The sequence below is a fragment of the Geobacter sp. genome (assembly GCA_009684525.1).
GTDB lineage: Bacteria > Desulfobacterota > Desulfuromonadia > Geobacterales > DSM-12255 > Geoanaerobacter.
In genome coordinates this window covers 47611-70990 of record WKKR01000007.1, presented here as the reverse complement: position 1 = coordinate 70990, position 23380 = coordinate 47611, and the positions used below count along the sequence as shown (strand labels likewise).

The 23380-nt window shown below is 60.0% G+C and carries 22 protein-coding genes and 1 tRNA gene; 15 read left to right on the top strand and 8 right to left on the bottom strand.

All coding sequences use genetic code 11. The features are described from left to right. Positions 1–98: 98 nt before the first annotated feature. Positions 99–1172 (top strand): branched-chain amino acid aminotransferase, encoded by a 1074-nt coding sequence (locus GJT30_17675; GenBank protein ID MSM41451.1) that lies wholly within the window; start codon positions 99–101, stop codon positions 1170–1172. A 217-nt stretch (positions 1173–1389) separates the two neighbouring features. Beyond that, on the top strand, positions 1390–1599 hold the full coding sequence (locus GJT30_17670) for a 4Fe-4S ferredoxin (GenBank protein MSM41450.1): 210 nt from the start codon (positions 1390–1392) through the stop codon (positions 1597–1599). Here the strand turns inward: GJT30_17670 and GJT30_17665 are convergent. Then, positions 1582–1839, bottom strand: a complete 258-nt coding sequence (locus GJT30_17665) for a hypothetical protein (protein ID MSM41449.1) — start codon at positions 1837–1839, stop codon at positions 1582–1584. The genes GJT30_17670 and GJT30_17665 overlap by 18 nt on opposite strands. Before the next feature lie 291 nt (positions 1840–2130). Here GJT30_17665 and clpB point away from each other — a divergent pair, with 291 nt between their 5' ends. The 8 genes from clpB to GJT30_17625 all read left to right on the top strand — a co-directional run bounded on the left by clpB (position 2131) and on the right by GJT30_17625 (position 9562). Next, entirely contained in the window at positions 2131–4728 is a 2598-nt protein-coding gene (gene clpB, locus GJT30_17660) for an ATP-dependent chaperone ClpB (GenBank protein MSM41448.1), read from the top strand. A gap of 128 nt (positions 4729–4856) precedes the next feature. Then, the gene (locus GJT30_17655) at positions 4857–5705 is read left to right on the top strand and encodes a 4-(cytidine 5'-diphospho)-2-C-methyl-D-erythritol kinase (protein ID MSM41447.1); all 849 of its coding nucleotides are present in this window, start codon (positions 4857–4859) and stop codon (positions 5703–5705) included. A gap of 50 nt (positions 5706–5755) precedes the next feature. Further along, positions 5756–5830, top strand: a tRNA-Gln gene (locus tag GJT30_17650). Between the two features lie 73 nt (positions 5831–5903). After that, positions 5904–6851 carry a ribose-phosphate diphosphokinase gene (prs, locus tag GJT30_17645; protein MSM41446.1) on the top strand — a complete coding sequence of 316 codons (948 nt, stop codon included), beginning with the start codon at positions 5904–5906 and terminating at the stop codon, positions 6849–6851. Between the two features lie 43 nt (positions 6852–6894). Continuing rightward, positions 6895–7485, top strand: coding sequence for a 50S ribosomal protein L25 (locus GJT30_17640; protein MSM41445.1), 591 nt, complete (start codon positions 6895–6897; stop codon positions 7483–7485). Positions 7486–7511: 26 nt separating this feature from the next. After that, positions 7512–8093 (top strand): aminoacyl-tRNA hydrolase, encoded by a 582-nt coding sequence (locus GJT30_17635; GenBank protein ID MSM41444.1) that lies wholly within the window; start codon positions 7512–7514, stop codon positions 8091–8093. A gap of 37 nt (positions 8094–8130) precedes the next feature. Further along, positions 8131–9225: a redox-regulated ATPase YchF gene (gene ychF, locus GJT30_17630; protein ID MSM41443.1), complete on the top strand. Its 1095-nt coding sequence runs from the start codon at positions 8131–8133 to the stop codon at positions 9223–9225. A 100-nt stretch (positions 9226–9325) separates the two neighbouring features. Next, on the top strand, positions 9326–9562 hold the full coding sequence (locus GJT30_17625) for a hypothetical protein (protein ID MSM41442.1): 237 nt from the start codon (positions 9326–9328) through the stop codon (positions 9560–9562). A gap of 126 nt (positions 9563–9688) precedes the next feature. Here the strand turns inward: GJT30_17625 and GJT30_17620 are convergent, their stop codons facing one another. Next, the gene (locus tag GJT30_17620) at positions 9689–10480 is read right to left on the bottom strand and encodes a M48 family metalloprotease (protein MSM41441.1); all 792 of its coding nucleotides are present in this window, start codon (positions 10478–10480) and stop codon (positions 9689–9691) included. 55 nt (positions 10481–10535) lie between these two features. After that, positions 10536–10751: a hypothetical protein gene (locus tag GJT30_17615; protein ID MSM41440.1), complete on the bottom strand. Its 216-nt coding sequence runs from the start codon at positions 10749–10751 to the stop codon at positions 10536–10538. 302 nt (positions 10752–11053) lie between these two features. Here GJT30_17615 and GJT30_17610 point away from each other — a divergent pair, with 302 nt between their 5' ends. Then, the gene (locus tag GJT30_17610; GenBank protein MSM41439.1) at positions 11054–12334 is read left to right on the top strand and encodes an HD domain-containing protein; all 1281 of its coding nucleotides are present in this window, start codon (positions 11054–11056) and stop codon (positions 12332–12334) included. A gap of 141 nt (positions 12335–12475) precedes the next feature. Here the strand turns inward: GJT30_17610 and GJT30_17605 are convergent, their stop codons facing one another. The 5 genes from GJT30_17605 to GJT30_17585 form a co-directional block, all read right to left on the bottom strand. Beyond that, positions 12476–13627 carry a hypothetical protein gene (locus GJT30_17605; GenBank protein MSM41438.1) on the bottom strand — a complete coding sequence of 384 codons (1152 nt, stop codon included), beginning with the start codon at positions 13625–13627 and terminating at the stop codon, positions 12476–12478. A 173-nt stretch (positions 13628–13800) separates the two neighbouring features. After that, a complete protein-coding gene (locus tag GJT30_17600) occupies positions 13801–15105 on the bottom strand; it encodes an MFS transporter (GenBank protein ID MSM41437.1) in 1305 nt (434 codons plus the stop codon). Positions 15106–15785: 680 nt separating this feature from the next. Then, positions 15786–16850, bottom strand: coding sequence for a hypothetical protein (locus tag GJT30_17595; GenBank protein MSM41436.1), 1065 nt, complete (start codon positions 16848–16850; stop codon positions 15786–15788). 153 nt (positions 16851–17003) lie between these two features. Then, positions 17004–17255, bottom strand: a complete 252-nt coding sequence (locus GJT30_17590; protein ID MSM41435.1) for a hypothetical protein — start codon at positions 17253–17255, stop codon at positions 17004–17006. Positions 17256–17377: 122 nt separating this feature from the next. Then, complete coding sequence (locus GJT30_17585) at positions 17378–17566, bottom strand: hypothetical protein (GenBank protein ID MSM41434.1); 189 nt, start codon at positions 17564–17566, stop codon at positions 17378–17380. A gap of 499 nt (positions 17567–18065) precedes the next feature. Between GJT30_17585 and GJT30_17580 the strand changes: the two genes are divergently transcribed. Genes GJT30_17580 through GJT30_17565 form a run of 4 tightly spaced genes read left to right on the top strand, consistent with a single transcriptional unit; the run spans position 18066 to position 23369 of the window. Beyond that, positions 18066–18689 carry a TetR family transcriptional regulator gene (locus GJT30_17580; protein MSM41433.1) on the top strand — a complete coding sequence of 208 codons (624 nt, stop codon included), beginning with the start codon at positions 18066–18068 and terminating at the stop codon, positions 18687–18689. Then, complete coding sequence (locus GJT30_17575; protein MSM41432.1) at positions 18679–20130, top strand: AarF/ABC1/UbiB kinase family protein; 1452 nt, start codon at positions 18679–18681, stop codon at positions 20128–20130. The genes GJT30_17580 and GJT30_17575 overlap by 11 nt, the downstream gene beginning before the upstream one ends. Further along, positions 20131–20820 (top strand): ATP-binding cassette domain-containing protein, encoded by a 690-nt coding sequence (locus tag GJT30_17570; protein MSM41431.1) that lies wholly within the window; start codon positions 20131–20133, stop codon positions 20818–20820. It begins immediately after the preceding gene. Then, complete coding sequence (locus GJT30_17565; GenBank protein ID MSM41430.1) at positions 20817–23369, top strand: FtsX-like permease family protein; 2553 nt, start codon at positions 20817–20819, stop codon at positions 23367–23369. Before GJT30_17570 ends, GJT30_17565 begins: the two co-directional genes overlap by 4 nt. Positions 23370–23380 lie beyond the last annotated feature (11 nt).

Sequence of the window (23380 nt, the reverse complement as noted above, 5' to 3'; positions counted from 1 at the left end):
TGCCGCCGCGGCGACAAAAGCCTTGCCCCCCCAGTGCCAAATGTGCTAAAGAATACTTCATGAAAACAGCGCATTGACGCGCACGGAGGCCGATTCCCATGAAGATCCAGGTGCTGCCCCTTCCGGAAGACCGGAAGAAACCCCGCTATACCGACGAGTCGCAACTCGGCTTCGGCCGCCTCTTCACCGACAGGATGCTGCTGGTGGAATGGAAGGCGGGCCAGGGCTGGGTCGATGCCCGGATTCAGCCGTACGCCCCTTTTTCCCTCGACCCGGCCTGCCTGGTCCTTCACTATGCCCAGGAGATCTTCGAGGGGCTGAAGGCCTACCGCTGGCAGGACGGCTCCATAGCCCTCTTCAGGCCGGAGATGAACGCCCGCCGCTTCAACCTCTCGGCCACCCGGCTCTGCATGCCGGAGGTGCCGGAAGACCTCTTCGTGAGCGGCATCGAGCAGCTGGTGAGCCTGGAACGCGACTGGGTGCCGGGCAGCGAAGGGACCTCCCTCTATATCCGCCCAACCATGATCGCCGTGGAGCCGGTCCTGGGGGTCAAGCCGTCCGACCACTACTATTTCTACGTCATCATGTCCCCGGTGGGAGCCTACTATGCGGCAGGCTTCAACCCGGTGAAGATCATGGTGGAAGATACCTATGTCCGCGCCGTTCCCGGTGGCACCGGCGAGGCCAAGACCGGCGGCAACTACGCCAGTTCGCTGAAGGCGGGGCTGGAAGCCAAGAAGAAGGGATTTGACCAGGTTCTCTGGCTCGACGGTGTCCACAAGCGCTATATCGAGGAAGTCGGCGCCATGAACATGTTCTTTGCCTACGCCGACAAGGTGGTGACCGCACCGCTGGCCGGCTCGATCCTGAACGGCATCACCAGGGATTCGGTGCTGAAGCTGGCCGGAAGCCTGGGATTCAGCGTGGAGGAGCGGCCGATCGATGTGAACGACCTGATGGCAGATCTCCGTGCGGGCAAGGTGAAGGAGGCCTTCGGCAGCGGGACCGCCGCGGTCATCACCCCGGTCGGAGCGCTCTGTTACAAGGACGAATGCCTGCAGGTGGGGGACGGCGGCGTCGGAAGCCTGACGCAGAAGCTGTACGACACCCTCACCGGCATCCAGTACGGCAGGATCGCCGACACCTTCGGCTGGGTCAGGAAACTGGCCTGAAAACAACAACGGGGGCCGTCATCGGCCCCCGTCCGTCCCTGCGGTGATGCCCCCATGAAGAAACCGACCAGCGACAATCGACTTTGCCTTTCCTGCCGAAGAACCTGCAAGCAGGCCGCTCACGCGGTCATCACCTCGTGCCCCCGCTACTATCCCGGCCCCAGGATCAAGAAGTGCACCTGGAAGCAGATGGAATTCAAGTTCCCCCCCCTGCCCCATGGCTGAAATTGTCGTCAACGAGACGAGATGTTCGGGATGCGGAAGGTGCGTGTCTGCCTGCCGGGAACGGCTTTACAGCCTGGAAGTCTGCGATGGGAAAAAATTCGCGGTCAGGCACGACAGCGAGCGGTGCACCCGCTGCCTGAACTGCAGGAGAGAATGTCTGCTGGGGGTGATCGTTAGCAACGGACTACTGCCTGACCCATAGCTCCCGCCGGGTGCCCTCTACCGGCCGTAACACGGGCGCCTGGGGTTCGGCAACCCGGGCCAGCATGGTCCTCGACACGCTCGGCGTCGTCGGTCGGGCCTTCCGCGCCAGGTAACGCTGCTTCTCGACGCTGATGGCATCGGCACCCAACTCCCGGAACGTTGCCTTGCCGATTACCTGCAGTTCGCTGCATCCCGTCAGAACCAGACTCCCCAGAATGAACAGTGCCAAGCGTTTCATGATCCGGCCTCCCCGGTGGGAATTTCAATGCACGGAAATATCCTTCCCAGATCCGTGCCAGCACTGAAAAGCCTTAACACTCGGTAATCACGCTACATTTCTCCAACCGACTATCACCACCCACTGCTCCCCAGCTGAACAGCCCCGCCTACTCCGCCGGCAGTTCTCTCTTTATTACGGCAAGTTACAGCTCATTCACCGAATGCCCCGAAGTTGGACAGCCTTCCCTCCCCGCCTTGACACCCGCCCCTCCCGCACTTATGTTTTCTGCAGGATATGAAAGGAGCAGCCATGATTCGACCTGACAAGATGACCGTCAAGACCCAGGAGGCGCTGGCAGCTGCCCATGAACTCTCGGTGCAGCACAGCAACGCTGCCGTGGAACCCGAGCACCTGCTGCTCGCCCTGCTCGACCAGGAGGGGGGGCTGGTGACCGCACTGCTGCGCAAAATCGGCGCAAGCATCCCGATCATCCGCAGCACGGCCGAAGCCGCGGTGAAGAAACTGCCCCAGGCAAGCGGCGCCACGGCCCAGGTCTATATCTCCTCGGCGATGAACCGCCTCCTTTCCGCGGGTCAGAAGGAAGCGGACGAGATGAAGGACAGCTTCGTCTCCACCGAACATCTGCTGCTCGCCTTCACCGGAGAAAAGGGGAACGCGGCCGGCCGCATCCTGGCGGACAACGGGATAACGCGCGAGGCGGTCCTCGCGGCCCTCAAGGAGGTCCGGGGCGACGAGGCGGTGACCGACCAGAACCCGGAGGACAAGTACCAGGCGCTGACCAAGTATGCCCGCGACCTGACCGACCTGGCGCGGAAAGGGAAGCTCGACCCGGTGATCGGCCGGGACGACGAGATCCGGCGGGTCATCCAGGTGCTGTCGCGCAGGACCAAGAACAACCCGGTCCTGATCGGTGAACCGGGCGTCGGCAAGACCGCCATCGTCGAAGGGCTGGCCAGCCGGATCGTTGCCGGCGACGTGCCCGAGACCCTGAAGGAAAAGCGGCTGGTGGCACTGGACATGGGGTCGCTCATCGCCGGTGCCAAGTACCGCGGCGAGTTCGAGGACCGGCTGAAAGCGGTCATCAAAGAGGTGGAGAAGGCGGAAGGAAAGATCATCCTCTTCATCGACGAACTCCACACCCTGGTCGGCGCCGGGGCGGCAGAGGGGGCGATGGACGCCTCCAACATGCTGAAGCCGGCCCTGGCCCGGGGAGAGCTGCACTGCATCGGCGCCACCACCCTCAACGAATACCGCAAGTACATCGAAAAGGATGCGGCCCTGGAGCGGCGCTTCCAGCAGGTCTACACCGGCGAGCCGTCTGTCGAGGACACCATCGCCATCCTGCGGGGGCTGAAGGAGAAATACGAGAACTTCCACGGCATCAGGATCAAGGACAGCGCCATCATCGCCGCTGCCACCCTCTCCGACCGCTACATCACCGACCGCTTCCTGCCGGACAAGGCCATCGACCTGATCGACGAGGCGGCTTCGCGGCTGCGGATCGAGATCGACTCCATGCCGACGGAGATCGACGAGGTGGAGCGGAAGATCATCCAGCTGGAGATCGAGAAGCAGGCGTTATTGCGGGAGCAGGACCCCCACTCCCAGGAGAGGCTGCGAAAGCTGGCCGACGAGCTGGAGGTGCTCAAGTCCCAGTCGATGGAGCTTAAGACCCACTGGCAAAAGGAAAAGGAGCTCCACTCCCGGATCAGCCAGCTGAAGGTGAGCCTGGAGGAGAAGAAGGAAGAGGCCAAGAAGAGCGAGCGGGAGGGGAACTTGGCCAGGACCGCGGAGATCCGCTATGGGGAGATCCCGGCCATTGAAAAGGAAATCGTGGCGCAGCAGGAAGAGCTGGGCCTGCGCCAGCAGGAAGGGAGGATGCTCCCCGAAGAGGTGGATGCGGACATGGTGGCGGAGATCGTTGCCAAGTGGACCGGGGTGCCGGTGAACCGGATGCTGGAGACCGAGGCGGAGAAGTTGGTAAAGATGGAGGAGCGGCTCAGGAGCCGGGTCGTCGGCCAGGACGATGCCCTGATCCTGGTGGCCAATGCCGTGCGCCGGGCCAGGGCCGGGCTCTCCGACCCGAGCCGGCCGGTCGGCTCGTTCATCTTCCTCGGCCCCACCGGCGTCGGCAAGACCGAAACCGCCCGCGCCCTGGCCCAGTTCCTTTTTGACGACGACCAGGCCATCATCCGGATCGACATGAGCGAGTACCAGGAAAAGCACACCGTTGCCCGGCTGATCGGCGCGCCCCCCGGCTATGTCGGCTACGACGAGGGGGGGCAGCTCACCGAGGCGGTCCGGCGACGGCCCTACTCCATCGTCCTGTTCGACGAGATCGAGAAGGCCCACCAGGAGGTCTTCAACATCCTGCTGCAGGTGCTGGACGACGGCCGGCTCACCGACGGTCATGGCCGTACCGTCGATTTCCGCAACACGGTCATCATCATGACCAGCAACCTGGGATCGCAGTGGATCCAGCAGTACGGCAGCGAGGATTACGGCCGGATGCGGGCCATGGTCATGGAGACCCTGAAAGAGAACTTCAAGCCCGAATTCCTCAACCGGGTGGACGAGATCGTCATCTATCACGCCCTGCCGCTGGAGCAGATCAAGCGGATCGTCGGCATCCAGCTGAAAAACCTGGAAGAACGCCTGGCGGAACGTCACCTGGTGCTCCATGTCACCGACAAGGCGCGGGAATTCATTGCCCACGAGGGGTACGACCCGGCCTACGGCGCCCGCCCCCTCAAGCGGACCATCCAGCGCAGCCTGCAGGACCCGCTGGCACTCCTGCTCCTGGAAGGGAAGTTCCAGGAGGGTGAAACCGTCAAGGTCGACATCGACATGCAGGGTCAGGGGCTGGTGATCAGAAAAGAGGAATAGCGGCATCCCCGCTCCGGCACTGTCGCACCTCGCAACCGCCCCTGACCCGTCGATGATTTGCCTTGATTTTCCGGATAGCTTGCGGTAGAACAGCCCCGGTCAAGGGAAAGGATGATCGGGGACAGACCATGAACAAATCGAGCGTTACCCTTTATGCGCCCGCCAAAGTCAACTACCGCCTGGACGTGCTCCGCCGGCGGCCGGACGGCTACCATGACCTGCGCATGGTCATGCAGCGGGTGGACCTCTGCGACACCATCGAGATCGCCCTCTGCGACACCCCCGGCATCAGGGTCACCTGCGGCCGCGAGGGGGTCCCGGACGGGCCGGACAATATCGCCTGGCGCGCAGCCGATATGCTGCTGACCCTGTCGGGAAAGCAGGTGGGAATAGATATCGCCATCAGCAAACGGATTCCGGTGGCAGCAGGCCTGGGCGGCGGCAGCAGCGACGCGGCCACGGTGCTGATGGGCCTGAACGAGCTGCTGGAGCTCGGGCTGTCTGACGCGCGACTGATGGAGATCGGTGTAAAGCTCGGGGCGGACGTCCCGTTCTTCATCTTCAAGAAGACCGCACTTGCCGAGGGGATCGGCGAACAGCTCACCGCACTGGAACGATTGCCGCAGGCATGGATCGTTCTGGTGAACCCGAATGTCCACGTATCTACAGCCTGGGTATACCAAAATTTACAATTGACAACCACTGCGGAACTCCATACAATACCTTCCTTCTTCGGAAGCGTTGCCGACGTTTGCGCGATCCTCGGCAACGACCTGGAATCGGTTACCATCAGCAGTTTCCCGGTTATTCGCTCGATCAAGGAGCGGCTGGTATCCCTGGGAGCCCAGGGTGCCCTCATGTCGGGAAGCGGTCCGACGGTATTCGGCGTCTTTGCCGATGAGTCGGTTGCACGCCTGGCAGCAGAGACCATAGCCGGGGAAAGTGACTGGTTCGTCACGGCAGTAAAGACACTGTAGCATCTCTCGTTTCTTGGATAGCTGCCGACGTTTCAACACAGCTTTACTATTGGGGCGTCGCCAAGCGGTAAGGCACCGGATTTTGATTCCGGCATCCCCAGGTTCGAATCCTGGCGCCCCAGCCACATTTTCTGAGACGGCAGTGCAAAGCGCCCCTTCGAGGGGCGTTTTGCACGAGCCGTCAGGGTATCCGACTCCATGGAAGACAAGATCAGAGTATTTTGCGGGAACTCGAATCCCGCGCTGGCCGAACAGATCTGCGCCAGCCTCAGGGTTCCCCTGGGCACCGCCAAGGTCAAGACCTTTTCCGACGGCGAGATCATGGTCGAGATCGGCGAAAACGTACGCGGCCGGGACGTCTACATCATCCAGTCCACCTGCGCCCCGACCAACAACAACCTGATGGAAATGCTGATCATGATGGACGCCCTGAAGCGTGCATCCGCAGCCACCATCACCGCGGTGATCCCCTATTACGGCTATGCCCGCCAGGATCGCAAGGTCGCGCCCCGCACCCCCATCTCGTCAAAACTGGTGGCCGACCTGATCACCACCGCCGGTGCCGACCGGGTGGTAACGGTCGACCTGCACGCCGGCCAGATCCAGGGCTTTTTCAATATCCCGGTGGACAACCTCTATGCCGCACCGGTCCTCCTTGCCCATCTCAAATCACGGTTTGCCGACAGCAGCGAGATGGTCATGGTCTCCCCCGACGCCGGCGGCACCGAGCGCGCCCGCGCCTTTGCCAAACGGCTGGGCTGCACCCTGGCCGTGATCGACAAGCGCCGCACCGGGCCCAACGTGGCAGAGGTCATGCATCTCATCGGCGAGGTCAAGGGGAAAACGGCCATTATCCTGGACGACATGATCGATACGGCCGGCACCCTGACCCAGGCCGCCAAGGCGCTCAAGGAGCACGGCGCCAAAACCATCTATGCCTGCGCAACCCATGGTGTCCTTTCCGGACCGGCCATTGAACGGATCAACACCTCGGAGATCGAGACCGTCATCATCACCGATACGGTCCCCCTGGGGGACAAGGCAGAGCAGACCTCGAAGATCAAGGTGCTGACCGTTGCCGAGCTTCTCGCCGAGGCCATCCGCCGCATACATGAAGACGAATCGGTCAGCTCACTGTTTGTCTGAGCAGGCCGTAACCGACACAAATAAAGATCTGACTGGAGGATCTATGGAACAGAAACAGATAAGCGTTGAACTGAGGACCCAGACCGGCAAAAACAGCTGCCGCCAGATTAGGATGACCGGTCTCATCCCCGGCATCGTCTACGGTAAGGGGATCGAACCCGTGCCGGTTACCCTGAACCCGAAAGAGCTGAGTTCGGCCCTTGCCGGTGAAGGCGGGCGGAACACCCTGCTTGCCCTGAAAGGTGGCGGAAGCCTGGAAGGCAGCATGGTCATCGTCTCCGATATCCTTCGCGAGCCACTCAAGCGTGCCATGCTGCACGTCGACCTGCACAAGCTGAGCATGGAAGAGAAGGTACGCGTGCATGTCCCCATCAACATCGTCGGGACCGCGATCGGCGTCAAGGAAGGCGGCATGCTGGACGTGGTCATGCACTCTCTGGATATCGAGTGCCTTCCCGGTCAGATTCCGGACCATATCGACGTCGATGTCACCGACCTGACCATCGGCCACTCGATCCATGTTGCCGACATGAAGCTTCCTGCCGGCCTGAAGGCCCTGATCGACAGCCGTGCATCCATCGTCAGCATACTCGGCAAAGCCAAGGACGAAGGGACTGCTGCCGCTGAGCAGTAATCACCCGTCCGGCGGCAGAACAGATCATGCCTGGAAAGCTGCTTGCCGGACTGGGAAACCCCGGCACTCAATACCTCAGGACCCGGCACAATGCCGGATTCATGGTTGTGGATCGCCTCGCCCAGCTGCTCTGCACCTCCGTAACGCAAAAGGCCTTCAATGGCCTGTACGGTAAGGCAGACAGCTGGGGAGAGCGGCTCCATCTCCTCAAACCCCAGACGTACATGAATCTCTCCGGCCAGTCGGTGGCCGCTGCCCTCCGCTACCACAAGCTCACTCTCGACGACCTGATCGTCATCCACGACGATCTGGACATCCCCTTCGGCAGGATCAAGGTCAAGAAAGGTGGCGGCCATGGCGGCCACAATGGTCTACGTTCTCTGCTCAAGGAACTCGGCTCCGGCGAGTTCGTCCGCATCCGGGTCGGCATCGACCGCAAGACTGCGGGCGATACCGCCGACTACGTGCTAAGCCCCTTTTCGAAGGACGAGTTTGCCCGGGTCCCCGAACTGCTCGACCAGGTCGTCGAGGCGTTGCACCTGCTGGTCACCGAAGGTTTTGCCAAGACCATGAGCCTTTACAACAATCGCGATCTCCTTTCCGGGTAAGACCGGGCACGCTGACGATATTTTTCAGGAGTTACCCATGGGCCTCAACTGCGGCATTGTCGGACTTCCCAACGTCGGAAAGTCGACTATTTTCAACGCTCTCACCTCGGCCGGCGCCGAATCCGCCAACTACCCGTTCTGCACCATCGACCCCAATGTGGGGATCGTCCAGGTTCCCGATCCCCGCCTGCAGCAGTTGGCGGCGATCGTCAACCCGAAGCAGACACTTTCGACAACCATTGAATTCGTCGATATTGCCGGTCTGGTGAAGGGAGCAAGCCAGGGCGAGGGCCTGGGGAACCAGTTCCTCGGCCATATCCGGGCCGTGGACGCCATTCTGCACGTTGTCCGCTGTTTCGACGATGAAAATGTGGTGCACGTGAGCGGCAGCGTCGATCCGATCCGCGACATCGAGATCATCCAGACGGAACTTGCGCTCTCCGACCTGGACAGCGTCGAGAAAAAGCTGTTGCGAGTAGAGAAGCAGGCAAAGAGCGGGGACAAGAAGATCAAGGACGAGGCGGATTTTTACGTCAGGGTGCGGGACACCCTGAGCGCAGGGGGGCCGGTGCGGGGCATGGCAACCGGCGACGACGAACAGCTCTGGCTGCGGGAACTTCATCTCCTGACCGACAAACCAGTGCTCTATGTGGCTAACGTTGCCGACGACGATCTCGACGGCTCGCACCCTGCCGTGGCAAAGGTCAGGGAACTGGCTGCGAAGGAGGGGGCACAGCTGATCATCATCTGCGGCCGGATCGAGGCTGAGATCTCCGAGCTTGCCGGAGACGAAAAAAAGGAATTCCTTGCCGACATGGGTCTGACCGAATCGGGCCTGGAACGGCTCATCCGCACCGCCTACGATCTGCTCGGCCTGATCACCTACTTCACGGCCGGGGTCAAGGAGGTCAGGGCCTGGACCATCATCCGCGGCACCAAGGCGCCGCAGGCGGCCGGCGTGATCCATAGCGATTTCGAGAAAGGGTTCATCAGGGCTGAGGTCATCGCCTTCAACGACTTCATTGCCTCCGGGGGCGAATCCGGTGCCAGGGAAAAGGGGCTCCTCCGCCTGGAAGGGAAGGAGTACGTGGTACAGGATGGGGATGTCATGCACTTCCGGTTCAACGTTTAGGCGGTTTCCCTCCGAAAACAGCATTCCGCACCAACAAAAAAGGGCGATCTCGGATCGCCCTTTTCTCCCCATGCCGATGATACCAGCCGGGAAACTTACCGTGCATCTTGCAGATCAGGCTGCCAGACTCGCCGATCTCCAGTCCTGCCTCCGTCTTTCGACTCCCAACACGGCAGGTCGCCGCTCCCGAGGGGTAACCCACTCTCCGTCGCGCAGATACGCGGTAACAAGCCCCTCCATCACCAATTCATCAAGACGTGATTCCATTGCCACCGAGTACGTGTCATCACTGCAGCGTACCAGCACCACCATCGCCATCTCCTCTCCTTGGGAATAACTTGAACGTGTCTCGTTACTGTTGTAGAAGATTCTTTCATTGCCAGGTAGGTACCGGCACTACGAACCAGCGGAAGAGGACTTCACTATAGCGTAAGCCCAAAAGGGCTGCAAGAGTTTTTTTTAGTTAATCTACTTTAATTTTCATCCGATTGAATGATGCATTCTCTTCCGCCGGCCAGTTCCGAGGCGGGAATTTCGCTATCTCCTCCTGCACCCGTACAATTCGTTCACCTGCCATGGGATGGGACGAAAAAAACCTCGCCAGTTGGGATGGGTTCTCGTGTCCCATCGCATCCATCTTCCGGAAGAACGTCAGCATTGCTGCCGGATTGTAGCCGGAGCGGTAGAGGGTTTCCACGGCAAGGATATCGGCCTGTGTCTCCATGCTTCTGCTGTAAGACATGGAACCGGCCTTCCCGAACAGGGAGACGGCAAGCTGCGCCACCTGGTTCGGGTTTTCTCCCAGCACCAGCTGCAGCACCAGGGCATAGCCGTGCTGCTGAGTCAGTTGCCGTGTACCGTGTCGTGCCACAACGTGGTTGATCTCGTGGGCCATGACTGCTGCCAGTTCCGCCTCGCTCTGCGCCGCCTTGATCAGCCCGGAATGCACATAGGTGTGACCACCGGGAAGGGCAAAGGCGTTCACCGTATCGTCCTTGACCACCTTGAAGGTGTAGGGAAAATCCACGCTTCTGGCACCGGCCAGAAGCCGCCTGCCGATCCGGTCCACATAGCTCTGGACCTCCTGATCCTGCACGACGGTCTGCTTTTTCTCGATCTCGGCGGCAAAGCGGTCCCCGAGTTGCCGCTCCTCTTCGATGGATACGAGATTGATGCCCTTGATATCGTACTGGCTGACCGCACAGCCGCTCATCAGCTGGGTGATCAGCATCAGCGCAAAAAGCACTCTGCGCATGCCCTGCTCCCTCGCTCTTCCTTCTGCTGGAGTGTCCGATCCGGGCACTGCCCGGCTAGTATGTGTCTTCAACCTCGTCGTGAGGCGACTTACGACGTTCCGGTCCGGTGTATGCCTCCTGGGCCGGTTTCCGGAGCGGATCGACACCAATGGTCACCCATTTATTGGAACGCTCGAAACCGATGATCTTGTTTTCGGAAATCAGGCTGCCAAGGTGTCGTTCCAACACCATGTCATATGTACCGTCAAGGTAGCGAACCAAGATCATCATAGGCACCTTCTCCTTTTTTCGTAACACCGCACGACAGAACCGGCACATTGAGTGCCAACCTCGATATCCTTTATCGTCACTCTGTTACGCATATTCTACGGCGCGTCTCGGTGTTTCCAGCTCCTCAATGTAAAACATCCCAACGGAAAAGCAAGGGGAAATTTTCACTGCCAGCAGAGGTCACAGGAGCAAAATCGACGCGATAACTGTGCGCAATCCTTGCAACTGCACGGCATACTGTTAAAATTTATCAATATCATCTCCCCCGGATATGCGGCACGCCTGCAGAAAGCGAGATCGACATGTCTGACGTAAGGACCCTGAGCCTGTCGGAAACCGTCCTCACCCTGTCGGCGGCCCTCGATCTGGTGAGCCCGCTGCTCGTGAACCATCATCGGCGCGTTGCCTATCTTGCGGCAACCCTGGCCCATGAGGCAGGGCTCCCACCGAACCGGCAGCATGACGTTGTCCTTGCCGGACTCCTGCACGATGTCGGCGCATTTTCCCTGCAGGAGCGGATGGACACCCTGCATTTCGAACTCCAGTACCCCCAGACCCATGCCGAACGGGGCTACCTGTTGCTCAAGACCTTCACACCCCTGGGGACCATCGCAGACTATGTACGGTATCACCACCAGCGTTGGGACGAGCGCGACTCCCTGCCAGGACCCATCCCCCCGGAGTCCCTTCTGCTCCACCTGGCAGACCGCGTCGCCGTACTGTTGCGCGACGATGAACCCGTACTCAATCAGGTGGGGGGGATAACCGCTTCCATTCTCAAGCATGGCGGCAACATGTTTTCTCCCGAGCTGGTGGAAGCCTTTCAGGCCGTTTCGAAACGGGAATATGTCTGGCTCGATGTTACCTCTCCGGGCATTGAGACAATTATCCAGGAAAAGCTGGCCAGAACCGAGGTCGCGCTGCCGTCGTCAGCACTGGCCGAGCTATCCAGGCTCTTCGGCCGGATCATCGATTTCCGCAGCTCGTTCACGGCGCTCCACTCGAACGGCGTTGCCGCCATTGCCGAGCGGATAGCCCAACTGCATGGCTTCACCCAGGAAGAGTGCACGCTGCTCCGGATCGCAGGCAATCTCCACGATCTCGGCAAGCTGTCAGTGCCGCGGGAACTTCTGGAAAAACGGCAGGGTCTCACCCCGGCAGATCACAACATCATCAAGACCCATTCCTACTACACCTATCAGGTGCTCTCCCCCCTGCGGGGTTTCGACTCGATCAGAAACTGGGCAGCTTTTCACCACGAGCGCCCCGATGGCAACGGCTACCCCTTTCATGTGAAAGACGACGCCTTCGACCAGGGGTGCCGGATCGTTGCCCTGGCCGATGTCTTCACCGCTCTGACCGAAAACCGCCCCTACCGGCCCGGCATGGCTCCGGAAGCGGTACGTCGCGAGCTCAAGGCCATGGGCACACGGATGCAACTGGACCAGCAGTTGATGGCCGCCGTCAACGACTGCTTCGACGATCTCACCGTTACCTGCCTGTCGGCGAAAGAACAGGCGCTTTCCGAGTATCTCAGGTTTCGCGGGGCATTTGACAGCTGGAGCCGCCAGGGAAAGGCGTAAACGAAGAACCGGCGCAACAACGTCCGGAACATTCATGGTGGAAGGTGATGCGGGGATGCTATCTGCCGGCAGGAAAGGACGTCACATTCAGTACGTGGGAAGCCTCTCTTGGGGAGCGATTTTCGCAACTCCAGCGCAGTATTATTTGACTATTACCGGATGCAGGCCGGGAAACTGCAGCATTCCCCTGCTGCCGCAATTGACGCAGGAAATGCGGTCTATGTAGAGCCCGTCACCATCGGCACAGACCTCTGGAGGGGCATCGAATGACGTATAGTTCTGCGAGCAGCCGGTCGGACCGCTCGCGCAGACCCTGCTGATCCTCACCATGGCGTACTTGGTAACCGTACTGACCTCGAAGATGGTCCCATTCCGTGCCGGCGTACAGCTGCTTACGGGCGCGATAACCCACCAGCCGATCAGATTGCCGCTTGCCTTGTCGTACTCCTTGTTGCTCTTGTCCGCATTCGGATTGTACATCATCGCTTCGATGTCACGAAGCAGGTCCTGTGGTGCGTTACCGGTGGAATGAATCTGTTTCCCGCATACCTCCTGCGCAGGCATCTCGCCGCACACCAGATCTGACAGCATTGACGTACTCGCCACCGGGTAGAGCAGCGAGGTGTAGGCGTAGCGATTGGCCGCGGGGAGATCACTCGTAGCGCCCAGGGCAGCCGAATACATTTTTCGTTCCGGGATCGCGCAGACACTGGGATAGGTGCAGGCCGCATCACAAGCTTCGGCGCAGATCACGATATTGGCGCTTGCACGGGGGGGCATGGCGGCAATCGTATCGGGCGTGTAATTGGCGGTCTGGGCTCCGGTCATCTTGGCAAGATTAATCCCCAGTGGCCCCAGCCCGACCGACGCACTCTCTGCCGTGCGCTTCGTCCGCACCTGGATCGCATTGACCGGGGTTCCACCCGGAATATAGGTATGGGTACTGATATTCCAGAACCCGACAGTCACGTCATTATATTCGCTCAAGGAATTTTTGTTATTGGAAAGGACATCGACGAGCGCAACAGCAGCATGGCTCCCCATGGCCATATCTATTGCAGCAGTACGGGCTGACGATTGCACGGTATCATTGAGGGTGGCGGGAAGCTTACCGGGATCGGTCGCCGCCTGATTCTGGATACGCTGCTTGATCGCCTTGGCGCCTGCCAGTGCAGCAGTCTCCGAGGCGTTCTTCAGGTCCTCATCGCTGACGTACATATACCCCACATCGATTGCCAGGGCAGCAACGACAAGAAAAACGACCAGCATAATATTGACGTAGGTAGTATCCATGCGCCACCCTTTTACCATGAATTGCTTCAGATACTATCACATATTTTCAAATGACTTACAAAAGAAGGGTCATGCATTGCTGCACGACCCTTCCCTCACTTGCGAATTTGCTTGAGTCTTCGTTTCACCTCGACTGATGTGCAACTGTCGAGCTTACATCGTTACTGGGTTTCTCAGGAAACTTCCTCCATAACCGCAACCGGTTCGCCAACAACAACAGGAGCTTTCACATCAACAGCCTGCTTCTGACGGAGGAAGAAGGTAAGAACCGTACCGAAAGCGCACAAGGTCCCTGCAAGGATGAAGGACTTATTCAGACCGCCAGGCAGGGTATTGAGGTATCCGGAGACCTTGCCCATCACCAGTCCGCCCACGCCCCATGCGGTGAAGAGAACGCCGTAGTTGATGCCGTAGTTCTTCAGTCCCCAGAAGTCCTTGCTGAAGGAAGGGAACAGGGACAGGTTGGAGCCGTAGTTGAAGCCGATGAAGGTAGCGGCGAGTACCAGCAGCACGGCGCTACCCGACCCGACGATGGGGATGGCGGCGAACATCATCAGCGCCTGGAAGGCAAGCATGATGGAGAGAGTTGCCTTGCGGCCAATCTTGTCGGAAAGGATACCGGCGACGACGCGGCCCAATGCGTTACCGATGGCCATGATCGCCACTGCCAGGAATGCCATCTCGCCCATGCTCTTCTTCGCCATGCCCGCGACGCTGCCGATGACCATCAGGCCGGCGCCGGCGCCGATGAAGTAGGTCACCCAGAGAACATAGAACTTGCCGGACTTGAGCATGTCGGAAACGGTACCGTTGTAGGTTGGCTTGGCTGCAGCCGGCTTGCCCTCTTCACCTTTCTTGACGGCATCAACCGGGACATAACCGGCCGGCGGGTTGACCAGGAGGAATGAAAGGCCGCAGACTACCACGGTGAAACCACCTGCCAGGAACAGCATCGACTGCTGAATGCCGAATTTCCCCAGCATCCAACTGGCAAGAGGGGCAATATAGACAGGAGCAATACCGAAACCGGCAACGACGATGCCGGCAATAAGCCCGGTCTTGGCCGATGTGAACCACTTGAGTGCCGGCGGCGTAGCAGCGGAGTAACCGAAGCCGAAACCGGCGCCGGCCAGGACGCCGAAACCGAGGACCCAGGCTGCATAACTAGAAGAAAGGGAAATCGTCGTGAACCCTGCGCCGACCAGCAGGCCGCCAATGAGCGCGGTACGTGCCGGGCCAATCTTGTCCTGGCACTTGCCAGCCAGGATCATGGCAAAAGCAAAGGTGAGACAGCAGACGGCATACGGGTCGTTGATGTTTGCCAGATCCCAATTAAATGCTCCCTCGCCGCCTTTTTCAATGGATGACTTAATTGCACCCTTGAAGACACTCCATGCGTAGAGAACACCTAATGCCAGGTTGATTCCCAGACCAGCAAAAGTTACTTGCCACCCTCTGTTTTTTACTGTTTCTGACATGATTGTCTCACCTCCGTGTAGTGTGGTTCTAAATATGTTGTAAACATGAAAGAGCAACATGCATACCAATGTTCTAAAATACCACACAATATTATTTAGTCTTTAATATCGACATGTTACACATTTTGCAATACTGCAACACAACTTGGCACGGCAACCAGATTTGAAAATTTGCAAAACAGCATCAGGAGCACAGGGCAGGTATCGACCCAACTATTTTCTTATATATTAGAGACTTGCATCGGAGACAGGAATGCGGAACCGCTTTTCGCACAAATGCAAATGCGACCGGTTTTTTGCATAAGTGAAAACGGCTGGCTGCAGCCAGTGCCATTGCGACTGCATGGCATGCCCCCCCGCAGTCGACCGGCGCACCCACAGAGGATAGTGACCAATACTGTTCAAATCGAGGTTCCGCAGGCATGATGGCAACCTCCCAACCTCCCTGCCCGAACAATGCGGCAGGGCACCGGGCGACAGCCGGGCGCAAGACACTACCAGGATAGGTAGCCCTCATCTTCCCACTGTCAGCTCGACCAGTAAAAGAAACCAACTGACTTGATCCGGAGTAAAACAGATACACGGGCAGGGAGAGATAAAGATTTGCTGCGGGCAAAAAAATGGGGCAGCGTCTCTCGATGCTGCCCCCAATGAAGGAAGGTACTACGCCTTTAGGAAGGTTATCCTTTGCGGACTGCCTGCTCCAGGGGCTTCTTGGCTGGGCCGTTCATCCTGATGGCCGCGGCAAACTCCATCCAGAAGATGAGGTAGATGGAGACCATCAGCGACAGCCCGATGTTCTGGTTCTCGGGTCCCAGTGCCTTGGCCAGGATCGGCGAGGCAAAGCCGGCGCCCAGGGTCCCGGTGACCCGCTCCAGAACATAGAATACCGCCAGGGTGATGACTGTGCCGACAATCATGATGGCAATCCCGCGACCACGCTTCATCCAGTACCGCGGCGAGAAGCCGAACATCCGCATGAAGATGACGACCCAGATGATCCAGACCGAGTAGTCAACGGCGGCGTCGGGCAGAGCCAGCTTGTTCTTGACCAGGACGATCTCCAGCACGGTAACGACGGCCAACAGGGTGAACATCCAGGAGAACTTCTCGTCGGCCTGGGTCTGCCAGTTGCGGCTGTCGGGAGCGGCCACTTCGCGGGCGGAATGGTTATGGGTGCCCAGCGCGGAGAAGAGAATGGCGAACCAGATACCGGCATTGTGGAAGAGCAGGGAGGAATGGTTGCCGGCGACGTTGGCGATCCGGGAGAGGGGATCGCGGGCGAAGTCAGCGGCGATTCGCATCAAGAAGAGGTTGACGATGATGGAACAGGTCATGATGACGGCGACGGTGAAGATCCGCCGCGGTAGCAGATAGGGATCGACACGGTCGGGAAAGCCGAGAATGAAGGCAAACCAGATGAGGTACATGATGAAGGGGATGCCGAAGCAGATACCGTAGACGCTGTTACCTGCAAAGTCCCCGGCCTGGGCGTAGAGGATATAGTTGTTGCTGGGATCGGCGTCGGTGTTGGCGGCCTTGGCCACGTCCTTGGCGACGAGTTTGACATGGGGCAGCATTCCCATAAAGTACCAGCCATGGTCTCCCTGGGTGGTGTCGACGACCCAGTACTGGTCGCCCATCATTTGATCCAGACCCTGGAAGATCCGCATGGAGAAGGTAGAGCAGAGCGTTACCACCACCAGCAGCAAAATCGCGTTTTTGATACTCATCGGCTGAGACATAACCGTTCCTCCTTCAGGCATCGCTCATCCCGGGAGCGCGGAGTTTTTCGTAAAGTCAAGGCGGTCGAGGGATGACGCGGAGACGGAAGCCACGCTCCGTCGCACAAGGAATCCCGACGACCAACGCCGGGATTGCGGAAAAGAACCGCTCCCCTATTCTTTATGTGTGGTCCAGAACATGGATACCGCATTGGCGGCAAACAGGCCGTAGAGCCACATGGTATTCCAGGCCGGCCCGGACCAGTGGCTGCCGCGGCCGCCACCAACGACGCCGGAGGCGATCACGATCCCGATCATGGCAGTGAAGGCAACCATCGCCACGGCACGCAGGATGGCGCTGTTGCGCCAGGTGTGACGCTCCAGCTCTTCGATCCGGTTTAAAAGCTCAAGCTCTTTTTCGCTCATCGCTCTTCTCCTTTACGATGGATATGATCACAAAGCCGATAGCCACGATCAAGGCGGCCATCAGGGCGAATCCGTTACTATGCAGGCTTGTCAGGTACAGCATTTTCGTCCCCCTTCTCCGGTCAGCACTTCACCAGTTCCCTGTTTTCGGCCGGGAACCGCTCTGCCAGTTCCTGGTATTTCAGACATTCACCGTAGCGGCAGCTACAGAATTTGATGATCAGGTTTACGTCATAAGGGGAGATGTAGCCGCAGCCGACATCGCAGTAATCGTCGCTCTTCGCATAAAAGGGACACACTGCCTTTGCCATGGAAACCTCTGCCCTTTCAATCGGTCATGCTGCTCCCCGGATGGGGGGGGAAGCAGGTACCCGATCGTCATCGGGACCTGACTTCACCCAAGTTAGGAGTAACTGTCTTCTCTTACAGCAACCGCCATACCAAAGCGCACACTTTTCTTTACAGTTTTTATCGCTTGCTATTTCAGATAGTTACACACTGTTACCAGAAAAAACCTTCAATGCGATGAAGATGCGATTTTTGCAGAGGTGCAAATAGCAACGGACCACATATCGGGACATGGGACACGGCGACGCAGGAGATCGTGGAGTACACCTCATACATTTCAACATGTTAGCTTGTAATGCCCGCTAACATCCCAGATGATTGCAGCCATGCAATGTGAACATTAACAAATTTTGCAAATCTGCAAAATAAGCCCTGGTAGTTTTATGAGCGTGCTCATTTTTCTATTGCTGCCACCCCAAGCTCCTGCTATAGTGAACGCGTTCACATTAGCAGGAGCACCTCATGCGCATCAGCGAACAGACCAAACAGGAAACGCGGGCCCGCATACTGGAAAAGGCTGCAGAGCTTTTCATCGGCAAGGGGTTCGAGGACAGCACCACGCGGGACATAGCCCTGGCCGCGGGGCTGGCCGCCGGCACCCTGTTCAACTACTTCCCGAGCAAGGAAACCCTGGCGATGACCATGGTCGCCGAGGCGCTCGGCCGGGGGCAGACTGATTTCCAGCACCGCCGTAGCGGAAATGAGGATCTGGCCGAGGAGTTCTTTTTGTTTGTCGCCTCGGGCCTGCGGCGGCTCCGTCCTTTACGCCCCTTTCTCGGCCCGGTGCTGGAGCGGTCTTTAAGCCCTTTCCCCCGCAAAAACATCTGCCCGGAGGGTGAGACGGCCCGACTTGAACACCTGGCCGCCGTGCAGGAAATCATCGGGCGGCACGGTTTTACGGAAGCCCCCGATTATGTCGCCATGACCATCTACTGGTCCCTCTACCTGGGCATCCTCGCCTTCTGGACCAATGACGAATCACCCAACCAGGAAGCGACGCAGGCACTGATCGACTATTCAATCCGCACGTTTGTACAGGTGATTTCCGGCACCGGTGCGGATACGGGAGGAGCTCATGCGGACTGAAAAGACCACCGATATGGAGCTGCTCGACCTCCTGCCAAAGGATGGCACCACAGACCCGGCCGGAGAACGGCTGGCGGAACTGCTCGCCCGGATAGCAATGAAAAAGGTGCCGGTAAACTCCTTTTCACGTATCTGGATTCTGGGTTCTCTCCAGGCAAGGGTCACTGCCGGATATTTCGCCTATTGGCTGCGCAGCCGTTTCAGTGACGCCGGGGAGAAGCAGCGACTCAAGAGCGAAGCCCACCTGGCCGCGGCCCTGAGAATGTTCGGCACCATGGGCTATCTGCGCGGCGCAATAATGAAATTGGGCCAGCTGCTGGCCAACCTGCCGGAGGTGGTGCCGGAGGAGTTTGCCGACGTGCTTGCAGCCCTGCACTTCGAGGCGCCCCCCATGCACTATGCCCTGGTGCGCGAGGTTTTCCTGGACGAATTCGGCCGCGAACCCGAGGAGTTGTTCGCCAGTTTCGACCGCCAGGCCTTTGCCGCCGCCTCACTGGGGCAGGTGCACCGCGCCCGGCTGCACAGCGGCAAAGAGGTGGCGGTCAAGATCCAGTACCCCGGCATTGCCCGGACCATCAAGGCCGACCTGCGCAATCTCCGTCTCCTGCTTCAGCCGATCTGCCTGACCAGGGACTGGCAGAATACGCTCGACAATCTGGCGGACCTCGAACAGATGCTGCTTATGGAGACCGACTACGAACAGGAGGCTTGTTTCGGCAAGCAGGCAAGGTCGCTCTTCACGGAGGCGGACCTGATAGTGGCCCCAAAGGTCTACGAAGACTATTCCACCAAACGGGTGCTGACCACCGAGTACCTGCGGGGATGCCATCTCAATGAATTCCTGGCCCGCAATCCGAGCCAGGCCGAACGGGACCGTTTCACCCATCTGCTGACAGTGGCCACCTTCCGGGTCTTTTACCGGCTGCGCTGGCTGCCGGCCGACCCCCATCCCGGCAACTTCATCTTCATGGACGACGGGCGCCTGGGAATGATCGATTTCGGCTGTACCCGGGTCCTGAGCGATGCAGACTGGCTTTTGTCATGGGAATCCATAGAGGCGGGGCTGAACCGGGACCAACCGCGCCTGAACCGTGCCATTGCCAAGGCCTGCCTCTTCGACGATCCCCAAGAGATGAGCGCCCATCATCTGAAAACCATCCGGGAAGGGTTTGAGTGGTTCATGGAACCCTGGTTGCAGGAAGGCATATTCGATTTCGGGGACAGGGATTTTTTCCGCCGAGGCGTCGATAATTTCGCGGAAGGCGTGCGCAAAAGATATACCCGATGCGTGGCCATGTCCCTCTGGTCCAACCGTTTCACGTTCGGGGGAAGGGCCTTTTGCTACCGGTTGAAAGGACGCTGCGAGTTCCGAAAGATCTTTCTCCAGGAGTCAAGCTGGGATGGGCCGGGCAAAAAACTCGTCGCAAAGGAGATCTCATAAATGCTGAAGCTCCAGGATGTATTCAAGACCTACGACGGCAAATCCAGGGTGACGGCCCTGGCCGGGATAACCCTTTCCATCGCTGCCGGCGAGCTGGTGGCGATCATGGGGCCTTCCGGCTCCGGCAAATCGACACTCTTGAACCTGATGGGAGGTCTCGACGTTCCCAGTTCCGGTTCGATCGTCGTGGCGGGCAAAGACCTGGCCACGGAGAACGAAAAGGGGCGTTCCCTGTTCCGCCGCTCCAAGGTCTCCTACATCTTCCAGGCCTATCACCTGATGCCGACCCTGCGGGTGAGCCAGAACGTGGCCCTGCCGCTCCACCTGGCCGGGGTCCCGGCCAGCGAGATCAATCGCAAGGTCGCCCAGGTGCTCGGGGAGGTCGGACTTGAGGTGAGGGCAAACCACCTCCCGGACGAGCTCTCCGGCGGGGAGCGTCAGCGGGTCGCCATTGCCAGGGCGCTGGTCACCGACGCGCCGCTGCTCCTGGCCGACGAGCCGACCGGCAATCTCGACACGGCACGGGGCGAGGAGATCCTGACCCTGCTCCGTACCATCCACCGGGAGCGCGGCACCACCATCGTCATTGTCACCCACGACCACCACGCGGCTGGCGTCTGCGAACGGCTGATCAGACTCCGTGACGGGCGGGTGGAGGGTGACAGCGTCCAGGCCGGGGGTGGCAGATGAGGTTCCTGCTCCGTACCCTCTCGCTCTCCTACGTCAGGCGGCACGTGACCAAGACGCTCTTGACGCTGCTCGGCGTGGTGGTCGGCGTGGCCACCTTCAGCGCGATCCGGAGCGCCCAAGGGACCCTGGTCAAGGGGATCCGCACCACGGTGGACCGCGTGGCCGGCAAGGCACAGCTCCAGATCACCATGGAAGGCGGGGTGCCTGAAGAGGTGCAGGAGCGGGTCCGCGAGCTCCCCGGCATCCGGGCCACCGCCCCGGTCATTGAGCAGATCGTGGTGCCGGAGCAGGGGGAACTGGGGAGCCTGCTGGTGATCGGGATCGATCTCCTGGGAGACCGGGAGATGCGCGACTACGGCTTTGACGGGGATGACGCCGACCTGGACGACCCGCTCCTCTTCCTCGCCCAGCCCGACTCGGCCCTCTTTACCCGCGAGTTCGCGGATAAGGCCCGGCTGAAGACGGGCAGAACCATCACCCTGCGCCTGCCGAAAGGGGCGAAACGGGTAACGGCCAGGGGGCTCCTCTCTCCCAAGGGGTTCAGCGAGGCATTCGGCGGCAACCTGATGGTGGTGGACGTCTATGCTGCTCAGGAGTTGTTCGGCCGGGGGCGACGCTTCGACCGGCTGGATGTGCGGATCACCGAAGGGACCACGGTTGCCCAGGCGACCGCGACACTGGAGAAGGCGCTCGGGCCGGCCTACCGCGTCGAGACCCCGGACCGCCGCGGGGAGCAGATGGAGCGGATCGTCGCCAACTTCGTCTCCGGCTTCAACGTCTCCAGCGGCTTTGCCCTGACCATCGGGACCTTCCTGATCTTCAACGCCTTCAACGTGGCGGTGAACCGCCGGCGGCGCGACATCGGCACGCTCCGCGCCCTGGGCGCCACCCCCCGCCAGGTGCAGATGCTCTTCCTGGCCGAGGCCCTGCTGATCGGCATCGTGGGGGGGATTATCGGTTGCCTGGCCGGGACAATGCTCTCCCAGGGCTTTCTCCGGATGATGGGACAGACCACGGAGACGGTCTATGGCGTCACCAGCTCCGGTGCGGTCCACCTGCCGCCGGGGATTGCGCTGGAATCCATGGTGCTCGGCATCCTGGCGTCGCTCGTGGGGGCCTGGGGACCGGCACTGACCGCATCCCGAATCTCGCCCACCGAGGCGCTGGCCAAGGGGGCCTTCCAGGCCCGGCTCCCCGGCAAGGTGGCGCCACGGATAGCAGCCGGGCTGGTGGCATTCGGCTGCGCGATCCTGCTGGCCCTGCACCCCCCTTTCGGGGGCAACCTGCTGATCCTTTCCGTTCTCCTCCTCGGGGGCACGGGGCTCGTCCTCCTCGTCGGCCCCCTGTCGCGGGCGATTTTGCAGTTCTTCATCCCGCTTGCCGCCCGCTTCGCGCCCGTGTCGGGCCGGCTTTCATCGGATGCCCTCCTCGGTTCCCCCCGCCGGACCTCCGGGACGGTGATGGCAATGGCCCTCTCGCTCACCTTCGTACTCGGTTTCGGCGGATACATGGGCTCCACCAAGGCAGCAATGGTGCGCTGGATGGACGATGCGCTCACCTGCGACCTCTTTGTGCGGGCCTCGGCCAACTTTTCCCGCCCCGATTTCCTTTTCCCTGGGGAATTGCGTGAAGAGCTCCTGAAGGTGCCCGGCGTGCGGACTGTGGAGAGCTACCGCGCCGTCCGCCCCCTGTTCCGGGGCCAGCAGATCCTGGTCAACTCCATAGAGGTCGGTCCGACCATGGACCGGACCAAATTCGAGTTCATCCAGGGGGATGCGGAATCGATGCGCCGGGGTGTGACCAGAGAAGGGATGTGCACCGTTTCGGAGAACTTTTCCCGGCGCTTCAACCTGGGCGTGGGCCAGGAAGTGGAGCTGGTCACCCCGAGCGGGATCGTGCGGATACCGATTGCTGCCGTACTGCGCGACTACAGTTCCGACAAGGGGACGGTGCTCCTGGACCGCACCCGATTCCTGAGTCTCTGGAAGGATACCCGTGTGGACATATTCGACGTCTCGATCAACCGTGGCGCGGATGTCGGCCAGGTACGCAATGCCATCCGGGCGCAGCTCGCCGGGAAATATCCGGCCCTGGTCTCCACCCGCAAGGAATTCACCGCCGAGATCAACAAGGCCATCGACGCCTTTTACGCCCTGACCAGGGTCACGGTTTTCCTCGCCCTGCTGGTCGCCTTCCTCGGGATCGTCACCTCGCTGTTGATCTCGGTGGTGGAACGAACGCGGGAAATCGGGATACTGAAGGCACTGGGGGCCTTGCGTTCCCAGATCGCCAGGAGTATCGTGCTGGAGGCGCTGGCCCTGGCCATGACCGGCCTCGTGCTGGCGATCCCGGCCGGCAATCTCTTTGCGGCCTTCATGGAAGGGGCCATTGCGGAGTTCTTCACCGGCTGGCAGATGCCCCACCACTATCCCTGGGAGATCCTGGCCCAGCTCCTGGTCGCTCTCCCGCTGATCTCGGCGGTCGCCGCCTGGATTCCCGCACGCCAGGCAGGAAGGTTGAAGATCACCGAGGCGATTGAATATGAATAATGTCGTAGGAG